Below are 21,962 nucleotides of genomic sequence, written 5' to 3'. Positions count from 1 at the left end.
GCCCCTGACTGTTCCTAACCTTCGTTATCCTCAGCAGGCACCTTTACGGGTTTCGACGATGTGCCGCATGACCACTTGCTTTCGTCCAGTCCGGCTTTAAGCACCGCGTAATGGTCACCGCACGCCCCCGGCTTCGGCATAGCAGAGTCGCCTTGCCCTCTAAGCTGGCGCCTCTTCGTATTGCGATCCTTGGATATCGCTCGGATTCGAAAGTGGGAGGGCAGGGCGTATACATTGATTATCTGTCTCAAGCGCTGAGCGAGGCGGGGGCGCATGTCGACGTGATTTCGGGGCCGCCTTACCCCGAACTCTCTGGCGATGTACGTCTTTTGAAAATCCCCTCGCTTGACCTCTATGCGCAGCCCCACAATGGGCACTATTCTTTGCGTCCCCGGCACCTGCTGAGCAAGACGGATACCTACGAGTATTTCGGTCATCTCTCTGGCAAGTTTGTCGAACCTTATGTTTTCGGCGAACGCGTATATCGGTTCCTCAGGCAGAGAGCACATCATTACGACGTCGTTCTGGACAATCAGACCCTTGCCAGCGGAATGCTCAGGATTCAGTCAGGTTTGGGATTGCCGCTGGTGACGATGATACACCATCCCGTCACGCAGGATCGAAGGCTCGCTCTCGAAGCCGCGGAAACCTGGCGTCAACGCTGGTTGATCAAGCGCTGGTACGCCTTTCATCATATGCAAATCCGTGTCGCACGCAGGCTGAAGGTGATGACTTGCCCCTCCGAAGCGGCGAAAAGAGACATCGTAGAGGCGTTCGGTGTCGACCCGGATCGTCTCCATCCAATCCCACTTGGTGTCGATCAGAGCGCGTTTCGTCCCAAACCCCAGATTCCACGCGCGAAAAACCGGATCATTTCGACAGCCAGTGCGGACACACCGCTCAAGGGATTGCCGGTCCTTCTGAAGGCCTATCGTCAGCTGCTTGATAATCATCCTGATCTGGAGCTTGTTGTCATTGGAAAGCTTAGGGATGGGCTGGCCCGGCGGATGCTTGGTGAGCTGGGGCTGGAGCACTGCGTGCAATTCAAGAGCGGACTGACCAGGCGAGAGCTCGCTGAAGAGTTTTGCAGGGCCACAATTGCCGTCACGCCGTCACTTTACGAAGGTTTCGGTCTTCCGGCAGCAGAAGCCATGAGTTGTGGCACCCCGGTCATCGTTACGGATGGCGGGGCTTTACCGGAAGTTGCAGGAGATGCTGGCATCGTGGTGCCGCGCGGCGATGCGGACGCGCTCGCGGCCTCGATTGCGCGCTTGCTGGATCATGCTGACAACCGTCTGTCCGTCGGCGAAGCGTGTCTCATGCGTGCGAGGACCGAGTTCGACTGGCGTCAGATCGCGCCGCGCTACCTCTCGCTTATGGAAGAGGCGAGAGCGAACCCATGCTGACAGCGCGCTTACAGCACCTTGGGCTCTCTGCCGGGGACCGCGTACTGGATCTCGGCTGTGGTGAAGGTCGCCACGTTCATGGACTTTATATGATCGGCGGCCTCGAAATCGATGGTATTGATCTCGACGCGGAGGCCCTCGAAAAGGCAGAGGTGGGGCTCAGCTCACTTCCGCCGCCTCGAGGCAGCGATGATGGAGTGGCCCGTTTTGCGCAGGGAGATGCAACGGCTCTGATGTTTGAAGACAACACCTTTGACGCCGTCATCTGTTCAGAAGTTCTAGAGCATCTGCCAGACTATCATGCGGCGATTGCCGAAATTCGCCGCGTGCTCAAACCAGGCGGCGGCCTTTGCATATCCGTCCCACGTGCCTGGCCGGAGAGGATATGCTGGCACCTCGCACCGCCACCGGACGGATATCCTTTTCAACCCGGTGGCCATATCCGGATTTTCGACAAGGTCGACCTCAAAATCTCCATTGAGCGGAAGGGTTTTCGAATGGTGCGCCGCCATTATGCGCATGGGCTGCATGCGCCGCTCTGGTGGTTGAAATGTGCGTTCTGGGCGAGGCGAGATGATCATCCCTGGGTAAAAACCTATCACCGGTTTCTGGTCTGGGACATCATGAAGCGCCCCCCTCTGACGCGGGTTCTGGATGCCCTGCTTACGCCGGTTATGGGTAAGAGCCTCGTCATGTACTTCGAGAAGGAAGGCAAACTCTGATGGATGGCTCTTTCAAGAAAGCGCTGTCCCTTGGAGCAATCGACCTTGAGGCGCCGCTTCAGCGTATCCTTGATCTCCAGACACCGCAGGGGGCAATCCCCTGGTTCGAGGATGGTCCCTGGGACCCTTGGAATCATGTCGAAAGCGCGATGGCCCTGACGGTAATGGGCAGAACCAAGGCGGCAGGCGCGGCTTTGGACTATCTGCGCGCCACACAGCGCGCTGACGGCGCCTGGCTCGGGGGCTATGGCAATGCGCTTCCGATGGTCGACCGCGATTTTATTAGTCGTGAGCCTGCGCCGCAGTTGGTCGATACGAATTTCTGCGCTTACCCGGCTGTGGGTGTCGCGCATTACGCATTGGCGACCGGCGACTGGCGGGGCGTTCGTAGGTGGTGGCCGATGATCAAAGCTTCCATTGATTTCGTGGTGTCCCTTCAGCGCGAAGACGGGGCGGTCCCATGGGCGCTCGATGCGATCAATTCGAGCGATGATGACGCTCTGGTGGCGGGGAATGCCTCGATCGCCAAAAGTCTCGAATGTGCGTTATTTCTGGCTGATAAATTCAATGAACCCGCAGCGTTATGGCGCGAGGCACATGCAAAAATTATTATGGCTCTCAGAGATAAGCCAAGCGCTTTCGACAGACGGGCCACAGGGCAGCGCTTCGCCATGGATTGGTACTATCCGGTGCTCTCTGGAGCCCTGAGCAAAGCCTCAGCGCGTCAGCGTCTCGATCACAACTGGAGCCGCTTCGTCATTGCAGGGCACGGCTGCCGCTGCGTGAGCGATGAGCCATGGGTTACAGTCGCTGAGACTTGCGAACTGGTGATCGCTCTTGCTTCCGTTGGCGACCAGACTTTGGCTGAGAGGCTTTTTCGTCAGGCAATGACCATCCGCGACCCGGCAGGCGTGCTCTGGATGGGCTGGCAAACCGCCGAGAGTGTCATCTGGCCGAAGGAGAGGCCAACCTGGACGCAGGCGGCCGCAATACTAGCCGCGGACGCGCTGAAAGGGTTCAGCGGCGCCAACCGGATTTTTCTGGCCCCGCTACTTTAGGCGCCGCAGCAGCCTCAGGCTTTTGATCGCGCCTTCTTCAGCGAAGGCATGAGACCTCAGTGCTTTCTGGTAGATATCAAAAGGAGGTCGCCCGCCATCTTTCGGGTCAGGAAATACATCATGGATCGCTAACAGCCCGCCGACCATGAGATGGGGAACCCATCCTTCATAGTCATTGAGTGCGTGTTCCGTCGTGTGTCCGCCGTCGATAAAGAGCAGACTTAGAGGCGTTCCCCACCGCGCGGCGACGTCCTTTGATTGACCGACAATTGCAATCACAGTCGCTTCTAGGCCAGCCTTGCGTATTGTATCCCGGAAAAACGGGAGTGTATCGACAGCACCTGCGGTCTCATCCCATAGCTCCGCATCGAAGTACTCCCAGCCAGGCTGGTTCTCTTCAGATCCGCGATGGTGATCGATGGAGAACAGAAGTTCGTTAGCGCGTGCACAAGCCGATCCAATGTAGATGGTCGATTTTCCGCAATATCCACCCACTTCGAGGCAAGGCCCGTAATCTGCGCGTTCAAGGGCCGCGTTATGCAGCGCAAGCCCTTCCTCATCATCAAGGAAGCCTTTTACGCTCGAGGGGTTCAACGGTAGTTTCATCTTGCCGAGGTAACCGGTCAGCTATCCATAGTCGATTTCTTAAAGTGAGGACCGAGAAGGTTGAAGTTCGAATAGCATTGTCAGCGAAACTGGTCGGATAGGGCAGTTTGGTTAGTCGCGTCTCATGCCTCTGAACCCATTTCGTTGTTTCAAAATGTCGCTTGAGATCGTCCAGCTCTCAGTGATGGTGTATGTGCGATTCCCATTCTCGCTGCGCAACGTCGAAGATCTATTGCGGAAAACCACGGTCACGCTGTACACATCGCCATAACCCCTTGTCGGCATTGGGCGCAGTCAATTAGCGAGCATGCAGTCGCACAGGCAGTTTCGTGATCCCTCGCACAAGGTTTGAAAAGAGGCGCTCGGGTTGGTCAACCACTTCGACCTTTACGAAACGTTTGTGGATCTCTTCCCAGATGATCCGCAGCTGCAGTTCTGCAAGCCTATTGCCCATGCAGCGGTGTATGCCAAAGCCGAAGGACAGGTGATGACGTGGATTACTGCGGTCTATAATGAACTGGTCAGCCTTGTCGATGACCGTATCATCGCGGTTGCCTGACAAATACCACATAACGACCTTATCCCCTTCTTTTATCTGCTTGCCGCCGATATCCCAGTCCTGAAGGGCGGTACGGCGCATATGGGTAAGTGGCGTCTGCCATCGGATGATCTCCGGCACCATGCTTGTGATTAGCGATGTATCATCATTCAGCTTGCGATATTCGTCGGGGTTTTGATTGAGGGCGAGTACACCGCCGCTAATCGAGTTGCGTGTGGTGTCGTTGCCGCCCACAATAAGTAACAGGAGATTTCCGAGAAATTCCATGAAGGGCATTTCCCGTGTCGCCGGAGAGTGTGCCATCATGGAAATGAGATCGTTTTTCGGTTCTTGCTTGATGCGCTGTTCCCACAGCTCTTTGAAGTACATTGCGCATTCGATGAGCTCTTCGCGCCTTGCCTGATAGGATTCGACAATGCCGGTTTCGGGGGCGGCCGTTGCGATGTCTGACCAGCGCGTGAGCTTGCGCCGCTCTTCCCATGGAAAGTCAAACAGGGTCGCAAGTGTCATTGTGGTCAACTCAATCGAGACCTTGTCGACCCAGTCGAAATCCTCCCCTATCGGCAGGTCATCGAGAATCTCGCATGCGCGTTCGCGGATTGTTGGCTCAAGCAGCCGCAAATTGGATGGCGCAACTGAGGAGGTAACAGCCTTTCGTTGCTGGTCGTGCTTGGGCGGATCCATGGCGATGAACATTTCAAGCTCCAGGGCACCTTCCACCGAATGCATGTCCTGAATGGCGATGCCGCCAAGTTTCGCCTCTGACGAGAAGACTTTATGGTTGGTGTCCACGGCCATGATGTCGTTGAACTTGGTGACAGACCAGTAGGGTCCGACATTGCTTTCCCGGCAGTAATGGACCGGATCCTCCTTGCGCAACCGGTCGAAGAACAGACCAATTGTGTCCTTCTGAAATAGGTTCGGCCGCGAAACATCAATTTGCTCAATCGGAATGGCCGCGATTTTCTCGACTGTATCCAGCTCCACTGTCTCGACGCTCATAAATCACCTCAAAAAGACTCGTTATTCTCGAAGAGATAAATTTTCGAAAGAGCGCAGTCAATAAAGCTTATAATGTTTTCTTGACACCTCCTAGTGACCGTGGAAAGTTTATGTGTAGCGGAAGCGGTGAATAAGATTAAATCTTATAAGAGTTTTGCCACAGGAGAGAGTTTCAGAAATGCAGCCGATGGTCGATAACGCGAAGAAAGCCAAGCGTGCGCTCTCGCTCGCGCAAGACATCGTTCGCGATATCGAGGCAGGGGCTCATGTTCCGGGAGACAGGTTGCCGCGTGAAGAAGAGATGCTTGCCCGATACGAAGTTGCCAGGGCGACCTTGCGTGAAGCGCTTCGCTTTCTCGAGCTTCAGGGTGTTATCTATCTTCAGCTTGGCCGATCTGGCGGGCCTGTGGTGGCGCGTCCCCAGACTGGCGATTTTGCCAGCAGTCTTTCACTCATCCTGCATTTCATGGAAGCCGATTTAAGGGGGCTGCTCGAGCTGCGCGAAGCCATCGCGCCGGACGTTGCAGCCTATGCTGCCCAACGAGCGACCACGGGTGACCTCAGTGCTTTGGTCGATTGCCTCAAAGAGCTGGAGCGCAATGAGGCTGGAAGTCAGTTCGAGGAATTAAACCGCCGCTTTCACGATCTTCTCGGGTGGGCCAGCGGCAATCCGCTCTTCGGTCTTCTGACCTCCTCCATGCATTTGCTTACTCGCGAATTCTCGAGCTCGCTCGGCTATTCGGCGCAGGAGCGGGCGGTCCAGTTGCGCTTCCTGCGCCGCGTTCTGGAGGCCGTCCGCACAGGGGATGCTCAAGCGGCGCGACAGGCTATGACCCGGCTCGTGTCGGGATCTGCATCTTATTTGGCTGAAAGAAGTCCGGAGCTTGTTTCCCAAAGGATCCGGTGGGGACAGATTTAAAAAAAATTGCGTCCATCAAAGGTCGCGGAATAAAGGATACAAGACTATGGCGCTCAAAAGCCGCATTTGTGAAATTCTCGGTATAGAACACCCCATCTTTCTGGCTGGAATGGGTGGGGCGAGCGTTCCTGCTCTCGCTGCCGCGGTATCGAATGCCGGCGGGCTGGGCGTTCTCGGGGCGGCGGCATGCTCGCCAGACCAGTTGCGCAGCTGGATTCGCGAGACCCGCGAGATGACAGACAAGCCGTTTGGTGTTGATACTCTTCTTCCTGCATCTGTCAGGCGAGACCCGGCCCCGCAGAGTGAAGATTCGACCAGAAATCCCGCGGCGCTTCTTGGCGAATACCAAGAGTTCACCTGCGACTTCATACGGCGCGAACATCTGCCGGAAACGGACCTCGCATCTGAAATGCGCGCTGCTGGCGCGCCGGAAGCAGGTAAGGGAATGCCCCAGCTGTTCTCGAAGGAATTCTTTGAAGCGCAAATGGAGGTGGTGATCGAGGAGAAAGTGCCCGTCTATGCTGCTGGGCTTGGTAATCCCGGCCCCTGGATGGACCGGCTGCACGCTAATGGCACCAAGGTTATGGCCGTCATTGGTAAGGTAAAGCATGCTCAGCAGGTCGTCGAAACCGGCGTCGACATGATCGTTGCGCAGGGGCACGACGGAGGTGGCCACAACTCACCAGTCGGCACCATTTCGCTGATTCCCCAAGTGGTTGATGCGGTGGGCAGCCGCGTTCCTGTGATTGGTGCGGGGGGCATTTCCGACGGCCGAGGTATTGCTGCAGCGCTGATGCTGGGAGCCGAGGGCGCGTGGATTGGGACAGCGTTTCTTGCAACCGAAGAAGCGGGCATCGAACGATTCCAGAAAGAAGCGATCATAGAAAGCGGTGATGCCGACACCGTGGTAAGTCGCTCTCTCACCGGCAAACCTGCGCGAATGATCCGCAACAAATGGGCTGATGCCTGGATAGAAGCAGGCAAGGAACCATTGCCCATGCCCTATCAGTCGATGATCTCGGGGCCTGTCATGGCGTCCGGTATCAAGGCCCAGCGCAAGGATGTAATTCCGGGTTTTGCAGGCCAGGGAATTGGTCTCATTCATTCGATCCGGCCCGCAGCCGAAGTGATGCGCGAACTCGTCGAAGGGGCGGAAACCGCACTCGCCCGCACCAAATCTTACGAATGACACGGGATAAAGGCAGACATGTGATGAGAAACGCCGACCAGCCGCTGAAGGGACATGAACTGCGCTCGCCAATTCGCCCGGGTGAAGCAATTGCGGCCATGCGCCGACTTATCCGGGACAAGGAAGACACAGCGCAGGTCTTCCATATTGTCAGGGCATTGTCGGGCAATTCCTATTATCGCAGTTTCCGGCGCTTCGCTGCCTCGCCTGAGGGGAAGCGTATCCTTCTGGACCATGCGGACCTACTCGGCACCTTATGTGACCGTGATCGCTTGAGCGGATGCGAACCGGGAACGCTGGGGCGTGCTTATCTTGATTTCGTTTATGGAGAGGGGTTGACCGCTGAGGGGTTAGTGGATGCAAGTGAAGTGGTCGGAGCCGACGATTTCAGCGATCCGGAAGTCTCACTATATCGGAAGCGGCTGCGAGATTCGCACGATCTGTTTCACGTTGTGACCGGGTATGGACGAGATGCGCTGGGTGAATTGTGTGTGCTATCGCTCGGCAACGCTCAGTTCTACAATCACGGAATCGCCTTCATCGTGGCAACCGGAATTGCAAAAACTCTTGCTGAGGTCTCGGGATTGCCGGTGGCCCGTACTGCGTTCGAAGCGTGGAAGCGGGGCAGGACTGCCGCCGATTTCACAACCTTCTATTGGGAAAAACATCTCGATACACCATTAGAGGAGGTGCGACGGCTTTTGAATCTGAAGCCACCGATTCGCTATCTTCGGGTGCAGGATCTGTCCCGCTCACTTGAGCGAGATTTCCAAGCCAGCCGTCAGAGCGAGCATCACGCATGAGTGTCTCCTCCACCTTCAATTTCAGCGACAAATCCGCGATCACCGGTGTCGCCGAGACAGAATTCGTCAAGGGGACCGAACGGACAGCGGTCGACATGATGCTTGATGCCTCGCGCCGGGCGATTGCCGATGCCGGACTGAAACCGTCTGACATAGACGGTATGGTGCCTCCCCCGATCTATACGACATCAGAGGAAATGGCCGCCAATCTTGGTATCGATGTCCTGCGTTTTGCGTCGACAGTACATATGGGCGGGGCGAGCCCAATCACGGCTTTGCAGAACGCAGCGATGGCGATTTCCAACGGCCTGTGCGACCATGTTCTGATAACCCTTGGATGGAACGGATATTCTGCTCTGAGGCCGAAGCCGGGCGCGCCACCGACCCGACCGATGAATATGAACACGCTGACCAACACCATAAAGGGCTATTACATGCCCTATGGAGTGTTCCTGCCAGTGCAGATGTATGCTTGGCTCGCCATGCGCCATTCCAAGCTCTACGGGGTCGGACCGGATGCGACGGCCGCCGTCGCACTTGCCTGTCGCCAACACGCGCAGTTGAATCCGAAAGCCTTCAGCTTCGGCCGAAAGCTTGACGCGGAGACATATCATTCGGCGCGTTGGATATCCGAGCCTTTCCGGCTCTATGATTGCTGTCTGGAAACCGATGGCGCCTGCGCGGTCGTTGTCTCGCGGATGGAGCAGGCCAAGGATATGCCGCATGTTCCAGTGAGCATTGCTGGCGCCGCCGAAGGGCACCCGTATCCCGCCGACGACATTCCCTCGCGTCCGGATCCTTTCAAGATTGGCCTCAAATATGCCGCCCCACGTGCATTCGAGATGGGAGGCGTTACACGTGACGAGATGGACTTTCTCCAGATCTATGACTGTTTCACTTATGTTGTGTTGCTGCAACTTGAGGCCCTCGGATACTGTGAGCCTGGCGGTCAGACCGAATTCGTGGACAATGGCCAGATTGAGTTAGGTGGACGCTTTCCGATCAACACCCATGGCGGCTTGCTCAGCGAAGCACACGTTTGGGGCCTCAACCATGTCGTGGAAGCTGTGCGACAGCTGCGGCATGATTGCGGCGAGCGACAGGTAATGGGTGCGCAGACCGGCCTCGTAACTGGCTGGGGCGACCTCGGTGACGGAAGTATCGCTATCCTCAGGAGGTATGCGTGAACGACGATAACGAACGGCTGCCGAACACCCGTGCCGCAGCGCAGAAGGTGCCGCCCAAGCCGCTGCCGCGCCCGCAGGACCCAATCGAACAGGAGTTCTGGAATCGGTGTCAGGATGGCTATCTCTACTTCCAGCGCTGCGGCAGTTGCAGCACTTTCCGGCACCTGCCGCGTTATATGTGCGCCAAGTGTGGCTCACCAGAATTTTCGTGGGAGCGCAGCACCGGCAAGGGCACGCTTTTTTCCTGGACCGTCACGCACCAGGCTCTGCACCCGGCCTTTGCCGAAGATCTTCCGTTCATTGCTGCAGTCGTAGAACTGGAAGAAGGCGTGCGCATGGCCACGCGCCTGATTGATTGCGACCGCGATACGCTGGAGCTGGATCTGCCGGTGGAGCTCGACTTTGAACCGATCAGCCCCGAGTTTCGCCTGCCCGTTTTCCGCCCTGATATGAACCGGCGCGAGAAAAGATAGGTACGACATGGATCTCGACTACGGACCCGAATATGATGCTTTCCGTCAGGAGATGCGGCTATTCTTGAAGATGCACGGCCATCGCGCGCCGACTGGGCAGGCCCGCGCCGCTCGTCCCTCTGCCGAAGCGGTCGAATGGCAGAAGCTGTTGATCGAACATGGCTATACCGCGCGCACGATCCCCAGAGACTATGGCGGCTACGGGTCTGAGCCAGACATCCTCAAATCGCGCATCATCGCCGAGGAATTCTCGCGCGCGGGCATTCCCGGCGGACTCGCCAATCAGGGAATATCCATGTTGGTCCCCACCCTGTTGGAACTCGGCACCGAGGAACAGAAGCGCCAGTGGGTAGAGCCGACGCTGAAAGGCGAGGTCGTCTGGTGTCAGGGCTATTCGGAGCCCGGCGCGGGATCGGACCTTGCCAGTCTGAAGACCAGCGCACGAATCGAAAGCGGTGAGTTTGTCATCAACGGCCAGAAAATCTGGACCAGTACTGCGAAGCAGGCGGACATGATCTTCTGCCTGGTCAGGACCGAACACGACGCGCCCAAGCATGGCGGCATTTCCTATCTGATTTTTTCGATGGATACACCGGGGATCGAGGTGCGGCCATTAAAGACGATGACTGGTCATGCGGAATTCAATGAGACCTTCTTTTCTGAGGTACGGGTGCCTGTAGGACAAATTGTCGGCGAGCGGGGCCAGGGCTGGTTCGTTGCCAATGCAACGCTGGGCCACGAGCGGGGCATGCTGGGCGATCCTGACGCCCTGGAAAATCGCTTCCAGGCTCTTGTGAGGCTGATGAAGGAAGAACGCATCGGCATGGGCCGCGCGATCGACAATTCCGTGCTGCGCGATCGGCTGGGCGCGCTTCAGGCCGAAGTGGCTGCGATGAAATGCAACGGAATGCGTATACTTTCGAACAGCCTCAAAGGCGAGCCAGGCGGCATGGCGAAGCTTATCGTGAAGCTGCAAAGCTGCGAGCTGGCACACCAGATTTCGGCGCTCGCCATCGACGCAATGGGCGAGATGGGCATCCTTTATAGCGGTAGCGCGCGCGAGCGGATGAGGGGGACATGGCAATGGAATTACATGTTTCAGCTGGGGCTCATCATCGGTGGCGGCACCGCGCAGATCCAGAAGAATATCATCGCTGAGCGTGGCCTCGACATGCCGCGCGAACCGAAGCTGCCGAAGATCTCGGGTGCGGCGAAGGGAACGGCAGACATGTTACGTCAGAAACAGGGGTCAGCCTGATGGATTTTGGACTTTCTCAAGAGCAGCAGATGCTGCGCGATGCAGTTGCGCGGTGTCTAGCCGATACCTGTCCGCTGGAGCATGTCCGCGAATGCTCCGAGCGGGACAATCCAGTTAGCGACAAGGTGCTGGACGCTCTGCAAGGCCTGGGTATTCCCGGGATGATGATCCCGGAAGAGCATGGCGGCCTAGGCATGACCCTTCTCGACGCTGCATTAGTTGCAGAGCAGCTCGCCTATGCGGTCGCACCAGTTTCTTTCCTTGCCAGTCATGTTTTGGCACCCCTCGCACTCAGCGAGGCAGGCAGCGAGGATCAAAAGGTCAGATGGCTGCCGAAGATCGCGAGTGGCGAGGCGCATATAAGTGTGGCAATTTCCGAAACAGTCGAGGCGCGCGATGGTGCTGGCGTAACCTGCAGGGGTGGCAAACTCGACGGCACGGCGCTGTTTGCGCTGGATTTTGCGGGGGCTGATGCCTTCCTGGTGACTGATACCACGGGGCGGTTGCACCTTGTTCCGGCCAACGCATCGGGTCTCGAGAAAATCCCCCTGACGACGATCGACCGGACCCGCAGTGTCGGGGAACTGCGCTTCGCACAGGTCACCGCCGAGCCACTGGCCGACGATAGCGGTTTCACTGCCGGGCGCCTGCGCGATGCGGGACGCATCCTCCTGGCCGCCGACAGCCTGGGCGCAGGCCAGGCCATGATCGAAAAGGCGGTCGATTATTCTGGACAGCGGGAGCAATTCGGTCGTCTTATCGGTAGCTTTCAGGCCGTGAAGCACATGTGCGCAGAGATGGCCGCACATCATGAACCATGCCGCTCGCTTATCTGGTACGCCGCGTATGCTTATGAGGCGATGCCGGAGGATGTATCGCTCGCCGCCTGCCAGGCAAAATCACATACCGGAGACGTCCATCGCTTTGTCGCCCGCACGTCTACCGAGGTGCATGGTGGTATGGGATTCACCGACCTGGTTGGTCTGCATTACTGGTTCAAACGCATAGGATTCGACCGGCAGGTTCTGGGGGGTCCCGAATCGGCGCGGGCCGAGGCGGCAGTACTGCAAGGTTGGATCAAGGCCGCATAAGATACTCATTAACGGTGGTTCCCTCGGGACTTGCTGCCTTGTCCGAAAGGAAGATCGACATGATAGACTGGAATCTCGGTGACATCCTCGACGCGATCGAGCCAGCCATGCCTCGCAACGCTCCGGCGCTAATACACGGCGACCGGATTATTACCTGGCCCGAAATGTCATCGCGCTCGAACAATATCGCACGCGCACTGCGTCAACGCGCAAAAAATGGTGCCAAGGTGGCCTTCTACATGCGCAACCGACCTGAATATGGCGAGTTGATGGCGGCATGCTTCAAGGGTCGATTGACGCATGTGAACATCAATTATCGCTATCGGCCCGAAGAAGTATTTTACATCTTCGACGATTCCGATAGCGAGGTGATCGTCTACAGCTCTGAATTTCGCGACTGTATTCTTGAGCTCAAGGACAGGCTGAAGAAGGTTCATACCTTCGTCGAAATTGGCGATCCTTCCGAAATAGCGCCTTTTGCACGTTCTTATGAAACATTGGCGGGTGAGGGAGACGGATCGGCGCTCGGTATCGAACGCTCACCTGACGATCTGCTCTTCATCTATACCGGCGGCACAACTGGAATGCCGAAAGGCGTGATGTGGCGGCACGACGACATGCGTAAAGCCCAGCTTGACGCGCAGAAGCTACTTGGCACCGTACCGCAGACACTGGAAGAAAATGTTGCCCTGATCAAAAATGAGGGACCTGGCAGGCGTACTCTTTCCTCCTGCCCGCTGATGCATGGGACTGGTTTTATTACCGCGATCGGTGCGCTGATGTCCGGCGGTGCAATTGTTACTCTCTCGGACCCGTCCTTTGATGCCGAAGAACTGTGGCAGACCGTCGATAAGCACAAGGTCGAGAGTATAGCAATTGTGGGGGACGCGTTTGCCAAGCCGATGCTTCGCACCCTCGATGAACATCCCGGGCGCTGGGATACCAAGAGTCTCGTGTCCATCATCTCGTCCGGCGTGATGTGGAGCAAGGAGGTTAAAGCCGGTCTTTGCAGGCACATAACCCAGGTCGTCCTGATGGACAGTTTTGGGGCTTCTGAAGGCCTCGGCTACGGGCTGTCCATCACGACCGCACAGGGCGGCACGAACACTGCGAAATTCGGGATTGGCGAGTTTTGCGATGTCTTTGATGAGAACGATCAGAAAGTTGAACCGGGAAGCGGCGTACCCGGTTTTATCGCGCGCAAGGGAGCCATCCCCAAGGGATATTACAAAGATCCCGAAAAATCAGCCAAGACATTTCGCACAATTGATGGCGTGCGCTATTCAATACCGGGCGATTGGTGCCAGGTAGAGGCCGACGGAAGCCTGATCCTGCTAGGCCGCGGTAGCGTATGCATCAACACTGCTGGCGAGAAGGTATACCCAGAAGAAGTCGAGGAAGTGCTCAAGACCCATCCTGCCATTGGTGATGCGCTGGTAGTAGGTGTTCCGAATGATAAATGGGGTCAAGCCGTCACCGCCGTCGTCCACCTCAACCACGATGTTCCGTTCGAAGAGCAAGCCATCAAGGACCATGTACGCGGGCAGCTGGCAGGATACAAAACGCCGAAGGCCGTTCATCCGACGAAAACACCCCTGCGTGCATCCAACGGCAAGGCCGATTATGCAACCGCGAAAGCAATCGCGGAACGTCTGACGGTTGCAACGTGATTAATCAGGCTTCTCGCCATTACGACGCTATAATTGTCGGCGCGGGTTTCAGTGGAATCTATCTGCTCCACAAGTTGCGTGACGCTGGATTCAACGTGCTTCTTGTGGATGCTGCGTCGCAGCCAGGGGGCATCTGGTACTGGAATTGTTATCCCGGTGCACGTGTTGATTCGCAGGTCCCGCTCTACGAATTTTCGATAGATGAAGTGTGGAAGTCATGGACCTGGAGCGAGCGATTTCCAGGCTGGGAAGAGCTCAGAGCGTACTTCCGGCATGTTTGCGATACGCTAGACCTTTGGCCAATGATGCGCATGGGGACGAGAGTCAAAAGCGCGCATTTTGAGAAGGAAGCGAAGCGGTGGCGTTTGCATCTCGACGATGATGTAATCATTTCGACACAGTTTCTGCTGCCAGCCCTTGGTTTCGCCTCAAAGCCGTATCTTCCTGATTTCCCGGGCCTCGAAGATTTCAAAGGCCAGTGGTTTCACACAGCACGCTGGCCGCAAGAGGGAATCGACCTCGCCGACCGTAGGGTTGCCTTGATCGGCACCGGTGCAAGTGGCGTACAGGTCGCGCAAGAAGCGGCCAAGTCAGCGAAGAAACTGACTCTGTATCAAAGAACCCCAATTCTGGCTCTGCCGATGAGGCAAGAAAAGCTGTCCAAGATAAATCAGGAAAGGGAAAAACAGGGCTATTCCGCGATCTTCGAAAAACGCCGGCAGACGAGCGGTGGGTTTGAATGCCAATCGCTAGAGGTTTCAGCCCTTGAAGTAGACAAAAAAGAGCGCGATGCGCACTTCGAATATTTATGGCAGCGTGGCGGCCTGAGGTTCTGGTATCACAATTTTGCCGACCTGCTTTCCAACCGTGAAGCAAACCGCCACGCCTACAATTTCTGGCGCGACAAGGTTCGTGCGAGAATCGCAGATCCCGACCTTGCCGAGCGGCTCGCGCCCGCCGATCCGCCCCATCCGTTCGGCACGAAGAGACCTTCGCTTGAGCAGGGATACTATGAAATTTTCGCGCAGGATAACGTTGCGTTGATCGATCTGAGATCAACGCCGATCCTCCGGGTCAAGCCGCATGCGATCGAGACTGTGGACGGCGAGATGGAATGCGACCTCATAGTCTTCGCTACCGGCTTCGATGCCGGGCGTGGAGGGCTGAGCGACATGAATATCACCGGAGCGAACGGATTATCCCTTTCGCAAGCATGGAAAGACGGGTTGCGCGCGTATTTGGGCATGGCCGTGTCGGGATTTCCCAACATGCTGTTTTCTTATGGCCCCCTTAGCCCGTCGGGTTTTTCAAATGGCCCTTCAAGCGCAGAGGTCCAGGGCGATTGGATCTGCGACTTCCTGGTCTGGATGCGGAACAACGAACAGGACCTTTTCGAAGCCGATCCGGCCGCTGAAGCAGGATGGACAGAAATAGTTGCTCAGGCCGGCGAGATGACATTGTTTCCCGAAGCGGACTCTTGGTACATGAGTGCGAACATTCCAGACAACAAGCGTCAACTTATTAACTTTCCGAGCCTGTCGATTTACGCCGCGCTTTGCGACGATGTCGCAGAGAAAGGCTATCACGGTCTCGCTGTTGAAAATATCTCAACCAAGGAGACGACAACTGAATGAACGTACTGACCAACATCGAAGATCTTTCCGGGGACATCGATCCCGTCTGGGCAGGCGACGGATCTCATCTGCCGAAATGGTTTGTGTCGGCCCTGAAGGTGCCACGCGAAGAGGGCTATGTTGAGATCAACGGTGCCAGAGCGCATTACTTCCGTTGGGGCGACAGGCGCAAACCGAAACTGCTTATGACGCATGGTTTCCTCGCACACGCCCGCTGCTTTGCCTTCATAGCTCCGTTTCTTGCGGAGGACCACGATGTGGTGGCGTTCGATCTTGCAGGAATGGGCGACAGCGAGATGCGCGGGGAGGTCGATCCGACGGCCAGAGGACGTGAGTTCAGTGAAATCGCGGAGGCGCTCGATATGTTCGTGGATGGGCACAAACCCACCCTGATCGCGCACAGTTTTGGTTCCGGCGCGGCACTGACGGCCGTCACCCAGTCGCCCGATGCATTCTCCGGCGCTGTAATTTGCGATCTGATGATCATGCGGCCTGAGCTGATGGAGCAATACTGGAATCGTCGACGCGCAAGCCCTGGATCGGGTAATCCAGACAAGCCCAACAAACGCTATCCCAGTTATGAAGCCGCGCGCAAAAGATACATCCTTTCCCCGCCCCAGCCGGTTGGCGAGCCCTTCCTCGCGGACTACATGGCGTATCATTCCCTGCGGCGCGACGGGGAAGACTGGACATGGAAGTTTTCACCCGAGGTATTCCGGCAGAGCAATAAGCCAGATGAGTGGCTGAAAATGGGCGAGAGACTGGTGAAAGCGCCGGGCCGCAAAGCCATTGTACACGGTGCTAAAAGCCAACTATTTACCCAGGACTCGGGCGAATACATCCGCGAGTTAGGTGGGGACGATATTCCGATAATTGCCGTACCCGAAGCTCGCCACCATTTGATGCTCGACCAGCCATTAGCTTTTCTAACGGCACTCAGGAGTATTCTTTCCGTTTGGGGGAAATAAACGTACTACGTTTATGGGTTTTCAGTCATGCGTCCCAGGCGAACAATGAAACTTAATAGTTTGAAGAGCCGATCCTATTCCTTTGGGCTATCGACCTGTGCCCCATTTTCTCTTGCATTTTGACCGGATCAACTGAAAAGCCAATGCTTTGAGGTTTATCTGTTGATGATGAAAAGTGGACGAATGAGGCATTGCTGATTCACAGAACAACGAATAATCGGTAACCTGAACGAGCATGTTGCAGGGCATTGTTAGAGGAACCGGCGCTTTACCGGTGTTTGATTTCTAGGTTGAATGACCAACTCGTCTTTTCGCTACTGCGAGATATCACCAGAAATCATCTAGCTTGCGGTGATGATGTGCTTGCGCTTGCCACTCTTCGCTAAAGGTTGATTTAGCCTGCGAGTGATACTTCAAAGGTCCATCACGGTTTACTTGATCGTAAGAATGCATATAATCGGCTATCTTATAATATATAAGTAAGAGTACGGCATGAAAAACTATGATGCTTCTGATCGAAGAATCTCAGGAAACGGTCTGACATTAGCTTGCTCGGTGTATGGTCAAGAAGTAGCGCCGGTCGTAATCTTCGCTCACGGGGGTGGCCAGACTCGACATGCTTGGAAAGATGCAGCCAAGTCGCTCGGTGAGCAAGGCTATCATTCTGTCGCTCTAGACCTCCGCGGACATGGCGATAGCGATTGGGCTTTGGATGGCGACTATTCCTTAAGGCTTTCGGTAGCGACCTGATTGCAGTGGCCGCAGAATTCGAATGTGAGCGCTGTGCGCCGCACATTGTCGGTGCGTCGCTCGGTGGGCTCGGCGCGGTCATTGCGGCTGGAACCTTGAAACCCGGAGTTTTTTCCTCGGTGACTCTAGTCGATATCACCCCTAATTTGGAAGAAAGCGGTGTCACAAAGATTGTCGGCTTTATGGGCGAGCACAGCAAAGATGGTTTTTCATCGCTCAATGAGGCTGCAGATGTCATCGCTAAATACTTGCCACATCGACGCCGGCCTAAAGACCTTGAAGGCTTGCGGAAAAACCTTCGGCTAGGCCAGGACGGCCGCTGGCGTTGGCACTGGGATCCAGCTTTCATTCAAGACGTTGTGAGGCGATCTGCGGTTGAGCGGGTCGGCGACCTCGAGCAATCGGTTCGAAACATAAAAGCCCCAATTCATTTGGTGCGAGGCCGCATGAGTGAACTCGTCTCTGATGCCTCGGTCGAAGCTTTTAAAGCCTTGGCACCCGACGCCCACTTTACGGACGTCGCTGATGCGCGGCACATGGTAGCTGGCGACAAGAATGATGTGTTCACCGCGGCTGTCAGTGATTTTCTACGGAAGCATTCAGAAGGGATTGACGCATGAACGCGACCTTGCCTGATCGCGCCTTTGTTCAGGAGGCATTAGAAGCAGCACCGTTTCACCGCTGGCTCGGACTCAGTGTGACCGAAACGGGCGCAGATGAAATTAAACTGTTAATGCCCTGGCGAGACGAACTTGTGTCGAACCCGAAGGTGCAGTCCGCACATGGCGGCGTGCTCGCCGCGCTGATCGACCTGACGGGATTTTATGCGTTGCTTGCGACTGGAAACATGCCTGTGGCAACGGCAGACCTGCGTGTTGATTATCATAAAATTGCAACGCCCGGCGCGCTTACAATTGTCGGGAAAGTGATTCGACTTGGCACCACTTTGTCCGTGGCGGAGGCCAGTGTTTTTAACAGCACAGGTGCTTTGCTGTCGAGCGGCAGGGGTGCTTATCGCATGCTTAGGGCGCCATCGTGAGTAAGGATGCGCCATCCGCGCCCTTATTTTTCTTTTAGCGTCCGGCGCCAATCCCCTTGAGAAAATAGACGCCTCTATCGACCGATGAGATGTCCGAAATCTGCGCTGGTGCTTATGGGTTCAAACCACTCAAGACCACCGCATTAAAGTGGCCCTCTAGAGGACGCTTTCCGAGAGCCCCTTTTGGCGTTGCCGACAACCGCATACATAATGTATGGAGGCATACAATATTGTAGAGGCTCTCGAATGTCTAAACTGACCGAGTTTGAGAAAGCTGCCGTGCCAGGCGTAATGCGGCGTAGGGACATTCAAGTAATATTTGTTGACGCTGTATATGAAGACGGACTGATTATGTCGGCTCTTTCGGCATATGGAATTCCTTATCTTGAAGTCCATGACGAGGCTGGCGAATTCGCCATCGCGCCGACCCTTGATAGCATTCTGAATGATAAGCAGACTGTTTGGGAGACGAGCCGTAGGCAAATTCTGATAAAGGGCAACGTCTCAAGCTTGGGAGTGTCTCATCTTTGTCTTCGTACTCTGAGTTTAGGGTTTGAAGCATTTTTCTGCCCGACTGAATTCGATGAGAGCCAATTAAATTCATTGATTTTACAAAGACTATTGCGGGCAGGTGTTATGCCGGTTCCACTCGAACATCTTTTATCGGAACTTATCGCCGAGCTATGACTGTGTTCAGTTCTGAGTTGTCAAATGTCGAATGCGGCGTCTAAGGGGCGCGCACAAGCTGCCATGCCACACTCGTGTTCGGCTAAGTTCGCCGTCATTTGTTATTCCGCGATTCTGCTCTTGCGCACTGTCTCGCTCCATATCGACAGACTTCTAAATCAAATGCGGCACCAATCGGAGTCGGGGTCACCGGCACAACTACTGGTCGCGCGCCCAATTTTTTTTTTGACCTGCGACCATTGGGCCCAACGAAAATACAAAAGTTCTTTTCTAAAGAAGTACGAAGGCATATAGTATGGCGCAAACAAAAGGGAGAGAGATAATTGCCATATCTTAATCGACTGTCGAAGGTCACCGCGTCTGTATCCGGGGCAGTATTGCTGCTGGCCGCAGGTGCGCATGCCCAAGCGGAAGTGAACGAGCAGAACGTTGCGGTCTCAGCAAACAGCGAACCGACCATTCGTCGCCTTGGTGCTGTAACTGTCACAGCGCAAAAGCGCGAGCAAAGCCTACAAGATGTGCCGATCGTCGTGACGGCTTTGTCCGGCGAACTACTGAATGATGCCGGTGTTCAGGACATTAAGGATTTGACGGTAGTGACTCCTGGTCTTCTCGTGACGTCTTCGTCGAAGCAGGCCAATACCACCGCTCGGATCCGTGGCATTGGTACGGTTGGTGACAATCCAGGTCTAGAGAGCTCTGTGGGCGTTGTTGTCGACGGTGTTCCACGTGCCAGGAATGGTGTTTCCTTTGGGGATCTTGGAGAAATCGAGCGCATCGAAGTCCTTAAAGGACCGCAAGGAACCTTGTTTGGTAAATCGACCTCTGCGGGCGTTATCAACGTTGTTACAAAGAAGCCCTCCAATGAGTTTGGATCCATCTGGGAAGTTGGAATCGGCAATGAAGGCTTTCTCCGCACGTCCGGAGAAGTTACGGGTCCTTTGTCTGATGCAGTGAGCGGTCGTCTTTACGGGGTCTACGAGGAGCGCGACGGGCTTCTTGATGTGAAAACGGGCAATGGTCCGCGCACCGCAGATGAAACAAGTCAATATGACTTCTACTCCTTCAGGGGGCAGCTTCTTTTCGAACCTTCCAGTGACCTCGAAATCCTTCTTTCGGCCGACTATACCGACCGGGAAGAGGACTGTTGCATGGGGGACTATATAGCGGTGGACCCAGCGCGTGGTCCGCTAATCACCCTGCTGGCAGGCGGCGACGGTGCATCCGCCTTCCCTGTCGATCCGTATGATCGAGTTGCCTTTGCAAATCGTGACGCCACGCAGACGACCGAAGATTGGGGCGTGTCGGCCGACATTTCGTGGCAAAGCGATGTCGGTGAACTAACCTCGATCACATCATATCGCGACTGGGACAATGGTTCCGGACAAGACATGGACTTCAGCGCCGCTGACATCTGGTTCCGCGATTCTGACGAAACCACTGATGCTTTTGCTACGTTCAGCCAGGAAATCCGTCTCGCAGGCGCGACGGACAAACTGGACTGGCTAGTTGGGGCCTACTACGCTAACGAAACGCTTGACCGCACCGATTTCATCAATTTCGGCAATGATTATTTCTTCTACTTTCAGCAATTGCTGCTCGGTGCGAGCGGTGGGGCGTTTAACCTCGCTGCGCTACCCGGCTCCATCTACACAGGTGAGACCAAAGCGACAGAGGATATTTTTAAGCAGGAAGCTGATACGTATGCCATTTTTACCAACAATACGTTTAGCTTCACTGACCAGTTCGATCTTACCGTTGGTCTTCGTTATACGATCGATGAGAAGACGTTGAACTCTGATTTCGATGGAAATGAAGGCAGTTGCTCCACCGCCCTGGCTGTTTTTGGAGCGGCAAATGGTTTAACCCCAACTCTTTGTCTGCCTTGGGTAAACGACAACTTCGTCGGTGTTAGTTCCACTCAAGATCGTTCAGACGAGGATCTTTCCGGTACAGTAAAGGGCTCATACCGCTTCAGTGAAAATCTGATGTCCTACGCATCTTACTCCCGTGGTTACAAGGCCGGGGGCTTCAATTTGGATCGCAGTCAGTTCGGACCCGCAGATCCCGCGCCCTTCCAGCCTAACCTTGACACCGGCTTTGATCCTGAAACCGTGGATGCCTACGAGGTCGGCTTCAAGAGCAATAACGCTGCAAATAGTTTGTTCTTCAACGGTGCCATTTTCTATCAGGAATATAATGATTTTCAGTTAAACACCTTCACCGGAACGAGCTTTATCGTGACATCCGTTCCCGCCGTGATTTCAAAGGGTGCAGAGTTCGATTTCCGATATCTGCCTGAAAAGCTTGAAGGGCTGACACTTCAGGGGGGGCTCGTTTATGCTGAAACGCAGTACGACGATTTTGAAGCAGTGGACTTTTTTGCGCCGCCGCGTTTGCCAGGAAGCACGATTTCATTTGCGCCCCGCTGGTCAGGTACGTTGGCAGTTACATATGAGACCTCTTTTGTCCGCGACTGGGATACGAGATTCAATGTCTCGAGCCGGTACACTTCACGGTATAATACAGGCTCGAACCTCGATCCGCTCAAGGAAGTTGACGACTTGGTCGTGGTCAACGCGAGAATGGGGTTTTATAGCGACAACTCACCGTTTGAGCTGGAGATTTGGGCGCAGAACCTGTTCGATGAAGACTATTATGAGCTAGCCTTTGATACGCCCCTCCAGGGTACCGCGGCTACCCAAACGTCACCGGGTACCGCTGTTGGTGCTTTCCTGGCACCGCCCCTTACCTTCGGTGCAACCGCCCGTCTGCGGTTCTAATCTCAGTATCTTAGACATTAATGCTCTGCTCTTCAAGTAACTGAGGGAGCCGAGGGGCTCAGGTTACTGATATTGGAAATATTCGCGATAGTCATGGCGGTATCCGCCGTGACTATCTGTGAATTTGGGTTTCTGATGCCAAGATAATTTAGGGGTGA

20 protein-coding genes and 1 pseudogene are annotated in these 21,962 nt (G+C 55.4%); 19 read left to right on the top strand and 2 right to left on the bottom strand.

Going from position 1 to position 21,962, the window contains the following annotated elements; translation table 11 throughout:
• The first annotated feature begins 110 nt into the window (after positions 1–110).
• From O4G74_RS09225 to O4G74_RS09215, 3 genes are read left to right on the top strand one after another with little or no spacing between them, the layout of a single operon-like run.
• A complete protein-coding gene (locus O4G74_RS09225; protein WP_051076821.1) occupies positions 111–1,406 on the top strand; it encodes a glycosyltransferase family 4 protein in 1,296 nt (431 codons plus the stop codon).
• Positions 1,400–2,128, top strand: coding sequence for a class I SAM-dependent methyltransferase (locus O4G74_RS09220; protein ID WP_018147850.1), 729 nt, complete (start codon positions 1,400–1,402; stop codon positions 2,126–2,128). Before O4G74_RS09225 ends, O4G74_RS09220 begins: the two co-directional genes overlap by 7 nt.
• Positions 2,128–3,186: a hypothetical protein gene (locus tag O4G74_RS09215; protein ID WP_018147849.1), complete on the top strand. Its 1,059-nt coding sequence runs from the start codon at positions 2,128–2,130 to the stop codon at positions 3,184–3,186. The genes O4G74_RS09220 and O4G74_RS09215 overlap by 1 nt, the downstream gene beginning before the upstream one ends.
• On the opposite strand, the gene O4G74_RS09210 is transcribed toward O4G74_RS09215, so the two are convergent.
• Positions 3,178–3,792 carry a class I SAM-dependent methyltransferase gene (locus O4G74_RS09210; RefSeq protein ID WP_026180629.1) on the bottom strand — a complete coding sequence of 205 codons (615 nt, stop codon included), beginning with the start codon at positions 3,790–3,792 and terminating at the stop codon, positions 3,178–3,180. The two genes, O4G74_RS09215 and O4G74_RS09210, sit on opposite strands and share 9 nt — an antisense overlap.
• A 124-nt stretch (positions 3,793–3,916) precedes the next feature.
• Between O4G74_RS09210 and O4G74_RS16445 the strand changes: the two are divergent.
• A pseudogene (locus tag O4G74_RS16445) lies at positions 3,917–4,042 on the top strand (IS6 family transposase); the annotation flags it as partial.
• Positions 4,043–4,090: 48 nt separating this feature from the next.
• Here the strand turns inward: O4G74_RS16445 and O4G74_RS09205 are convergent.
• Positions 4,091–5,353: a cytochrome P450 gene (locus O4G74_RS09205; protein ID WP_018147846.1), complete on the bottom strand. Its 1,263-nt coding sequence runs from the start codon at positions 5,351–5,353 to the stop codon at positions 4,091–4,093.
• 178 nt (positions 5,354–5,531) lie between these two features.
• Here O4G74_RS09205 and O4G74_RS09200 point away from each other — a divergent pair, with 178 nt between their 5' ends.
• The 15 genes from O4G74_RS09200 to O4G74_RS09135 all read left to right on the top strand — a co-directional run bounded on the left by O4G74_RS09200 (position 5,532) and on the right by O4G74_RS09135 (position 21,804).
• Positions 5,532–6,272 (top strand): FadR/GntR family transcriptional regulator, encoded by a 741-nt coding sequence (locus O4G74_RS09200; RefSeq protein ID WP_018147845.1) that lies wholly within the window; start codon positions 5,532–5,534, stop codon positions 6,270–6,272.
• A 46-nt stretch (positions 6,273–6,318) separates the two neighbouring features.
• Complete coding sequence (locus O4G74_RS09195) at positions 6,319–7,461, top strand: NAD(P)H-dependent flavin oxidoreductase (RefSeq protein WP_018147844.1); 1,143 nt, start codon at positions 6,319–6,321, stop codon at positions 7,459–7,461.
• Positions 7,462–7,484: 23 nt separating this feature from the next.
• Positions 7,485–8,264 (top strand): Coq4 family protein, encoded by a 780-nt coding sequence (locus O4G74_RS09190; RefSeq protein ID WP_233349004.1) that lies wholly within the window; start codon positions 7,485–7,487, stop codon positions 8,262–8,264.
• Positions 8,261–9,451, top strand: coding sequence for a thiolase C-terminal domain-containing protein (locus tag O4G74_RS09185; protein ID WP_018147842.1), 1,191 nt, complete (start codon positions 8,261–8,263; stop codon positions 9,449–9,451). Before O4G74_RS09190 ends, O4G74_RS09185 begins: the two co-directional genes overlap by 4 nt.
• Positions 9,448–9,924, top strand: coding sequence for a Zn-ribbon domain-containing OB-fold protein (locus O4G74_RS09180; RefSeq protein WP_018147841.1), 477 nt, complete (start codon positions 9,448–9,450; stop codon positions 9,922–9,924). Before O4G74_RS09185 ends, O4G74_RS09180 begins: the two co-directional genes overlap by 4 nt.
• A 7-nt stretch (positions 9,925–9,931) precedes the next feature.
• Complete coding sequence (locus O4G74_RS09175) at positions 9,932–11,182, top strand: acyl-CoA dehydrogenase family protein (protein WP_018147840.1); 1,251 nt, start codon at positions 9,932–9,934, stop codon at positions 11,180–11,182.
• On the top strand, positions 11,182–12,273 hold the full coding sequence (locus O4G74_RS09170) for an acyl-CoA dehydrogenase family protein (protein WP_018147839.1): 1,092 nt from the start codon (positions 11,182–11,184) through the stop codon (positions 12,271–12,273). The genes O4G74_RS09175 and O4G74_RS09170 overlap by 1 nt, the downstream gene beginning before the upstream one ends.
• Before the next feature lie 59 nt (positions 12,274–12,332).
• Positions 12,333–13,943 carry an acyl-CoA synthetase gene (locus O4G74_RS09165; RefSeq protein ID WP_018147838.1) on the top strand — a complete coding sequence of 537 codons (1,611 nt, stop codon included), beginning with the start codon at positions 12,333–12,335 and terminating at the stop codon, positions 13,941–13,943.
• Complete coding sequence (locus O4G74_RS09160; protein WP_040500468.1) at positions 13,940–15,577, top strand: flavin-containing monooxygenase; 1,638 nt, start codon at positions 13,940–13,942, stop codon at positions 15,575–15,577. Before O4G74_RS09165 ends, O4G74_RS09160 begins: the two co-directional genes overlap by 4 nt.
• Positions 15,574–16,545, top strand: a complete 972-nt coding sequence (locus tag O4G74_RS09155; RefSeq protein ID WP_018147836.1) for an alpha/beta fold hydrolase — start codon at positions 15,574–15,576, stop codon at positions 16,543–16,545. The genes O4G74_RS09160 and O4G74_RS09155 overlap by 4 nt, the downstream gene beginning before the upstream one ends.
• A 492-nt stretch (positions 16,546–17,037) precedes the next feature.
• Positions 17,038–17,295: an alpha/beta fold hydrolase gene (locus O4G74_RS16440; RefSeq protein ID WP_366041824.1), complete on the top strand. Its 258-nt coding sequence runs from the start codon at positions 17,038–17,040 to the stop codon at positions 17,293–17,295.
• Positions 17,296–17,300: 5 nt separating this feature from the next.
• Positions 17,301–17,915 (top strand): alpha/beta fold hydrolase, encoded by a 615-nt coding sequence (locus tag O4G74_RS09150; RefSeq protein ID WP_269402324.1) that lies wholly within the window; start codon positions 17,301–17,303, stop codon positions 17,913–17,915.
• Positions 17,912–18,334: a PaaI family thioesterase gene (locus tag O4G74_RS09145; protein WP_018147835.1), complete on the top strand. Its 423-nt coding sequence runs from the start codon at positions 17,912–17,914 to the stop codon at positions 18,332–18,334. Before O4G74_RS09150 ends, O4G74_RS09145 begins: the two co-directional genes overlap by 4 nt.
• A 246-nt stretch (positions 18,335–18,580) precedes the next feature.
• The gene (locus tag O4G74_RS09140) at positions 18,581–19,021 is read left to right on the top strand and encodes a hypothetical protein (RefSeq protein ID WP_018147834.1); all 441 of its coding nucleotides are present in this window, start codon (positions 18,581–18,583) and stop codon (positions 19,019–19,021) included.
• A 323-nt stretch (positions 19,022–19,344) separates the two neighbouring features.
• Positions 19,345–21,804 carry a TonB-dependent receptor gene (locus O4G74_RS09135; RefSeq protein WP_026180628.1) on the top strand — a complete coding sequence of 820 codons (2,460 nt, stop codon included), beginning with the start codon at positions 19,345–19,347 and terminating at the stop codon, positions 21,802–21,804.
• Positions 21,805–21,962 lie beyond the last annotated feature (158 nt).

The sequence above is a fragment of the Henriciella marina genome (assembly GCF_027213945.1).
In the GTDB taxonomy this organism is placed as follows: Bacteria; Pseudomonadota; Alphaproteobacteria; order Caulobacterales; family Hyphomonadaceae; genus Henriciella; species Henriciella marina_A.
Note: the sequence above shows the minus strand (reverse complement) of the source record. Positions and strands in the feature narration are given on the sequence as shown.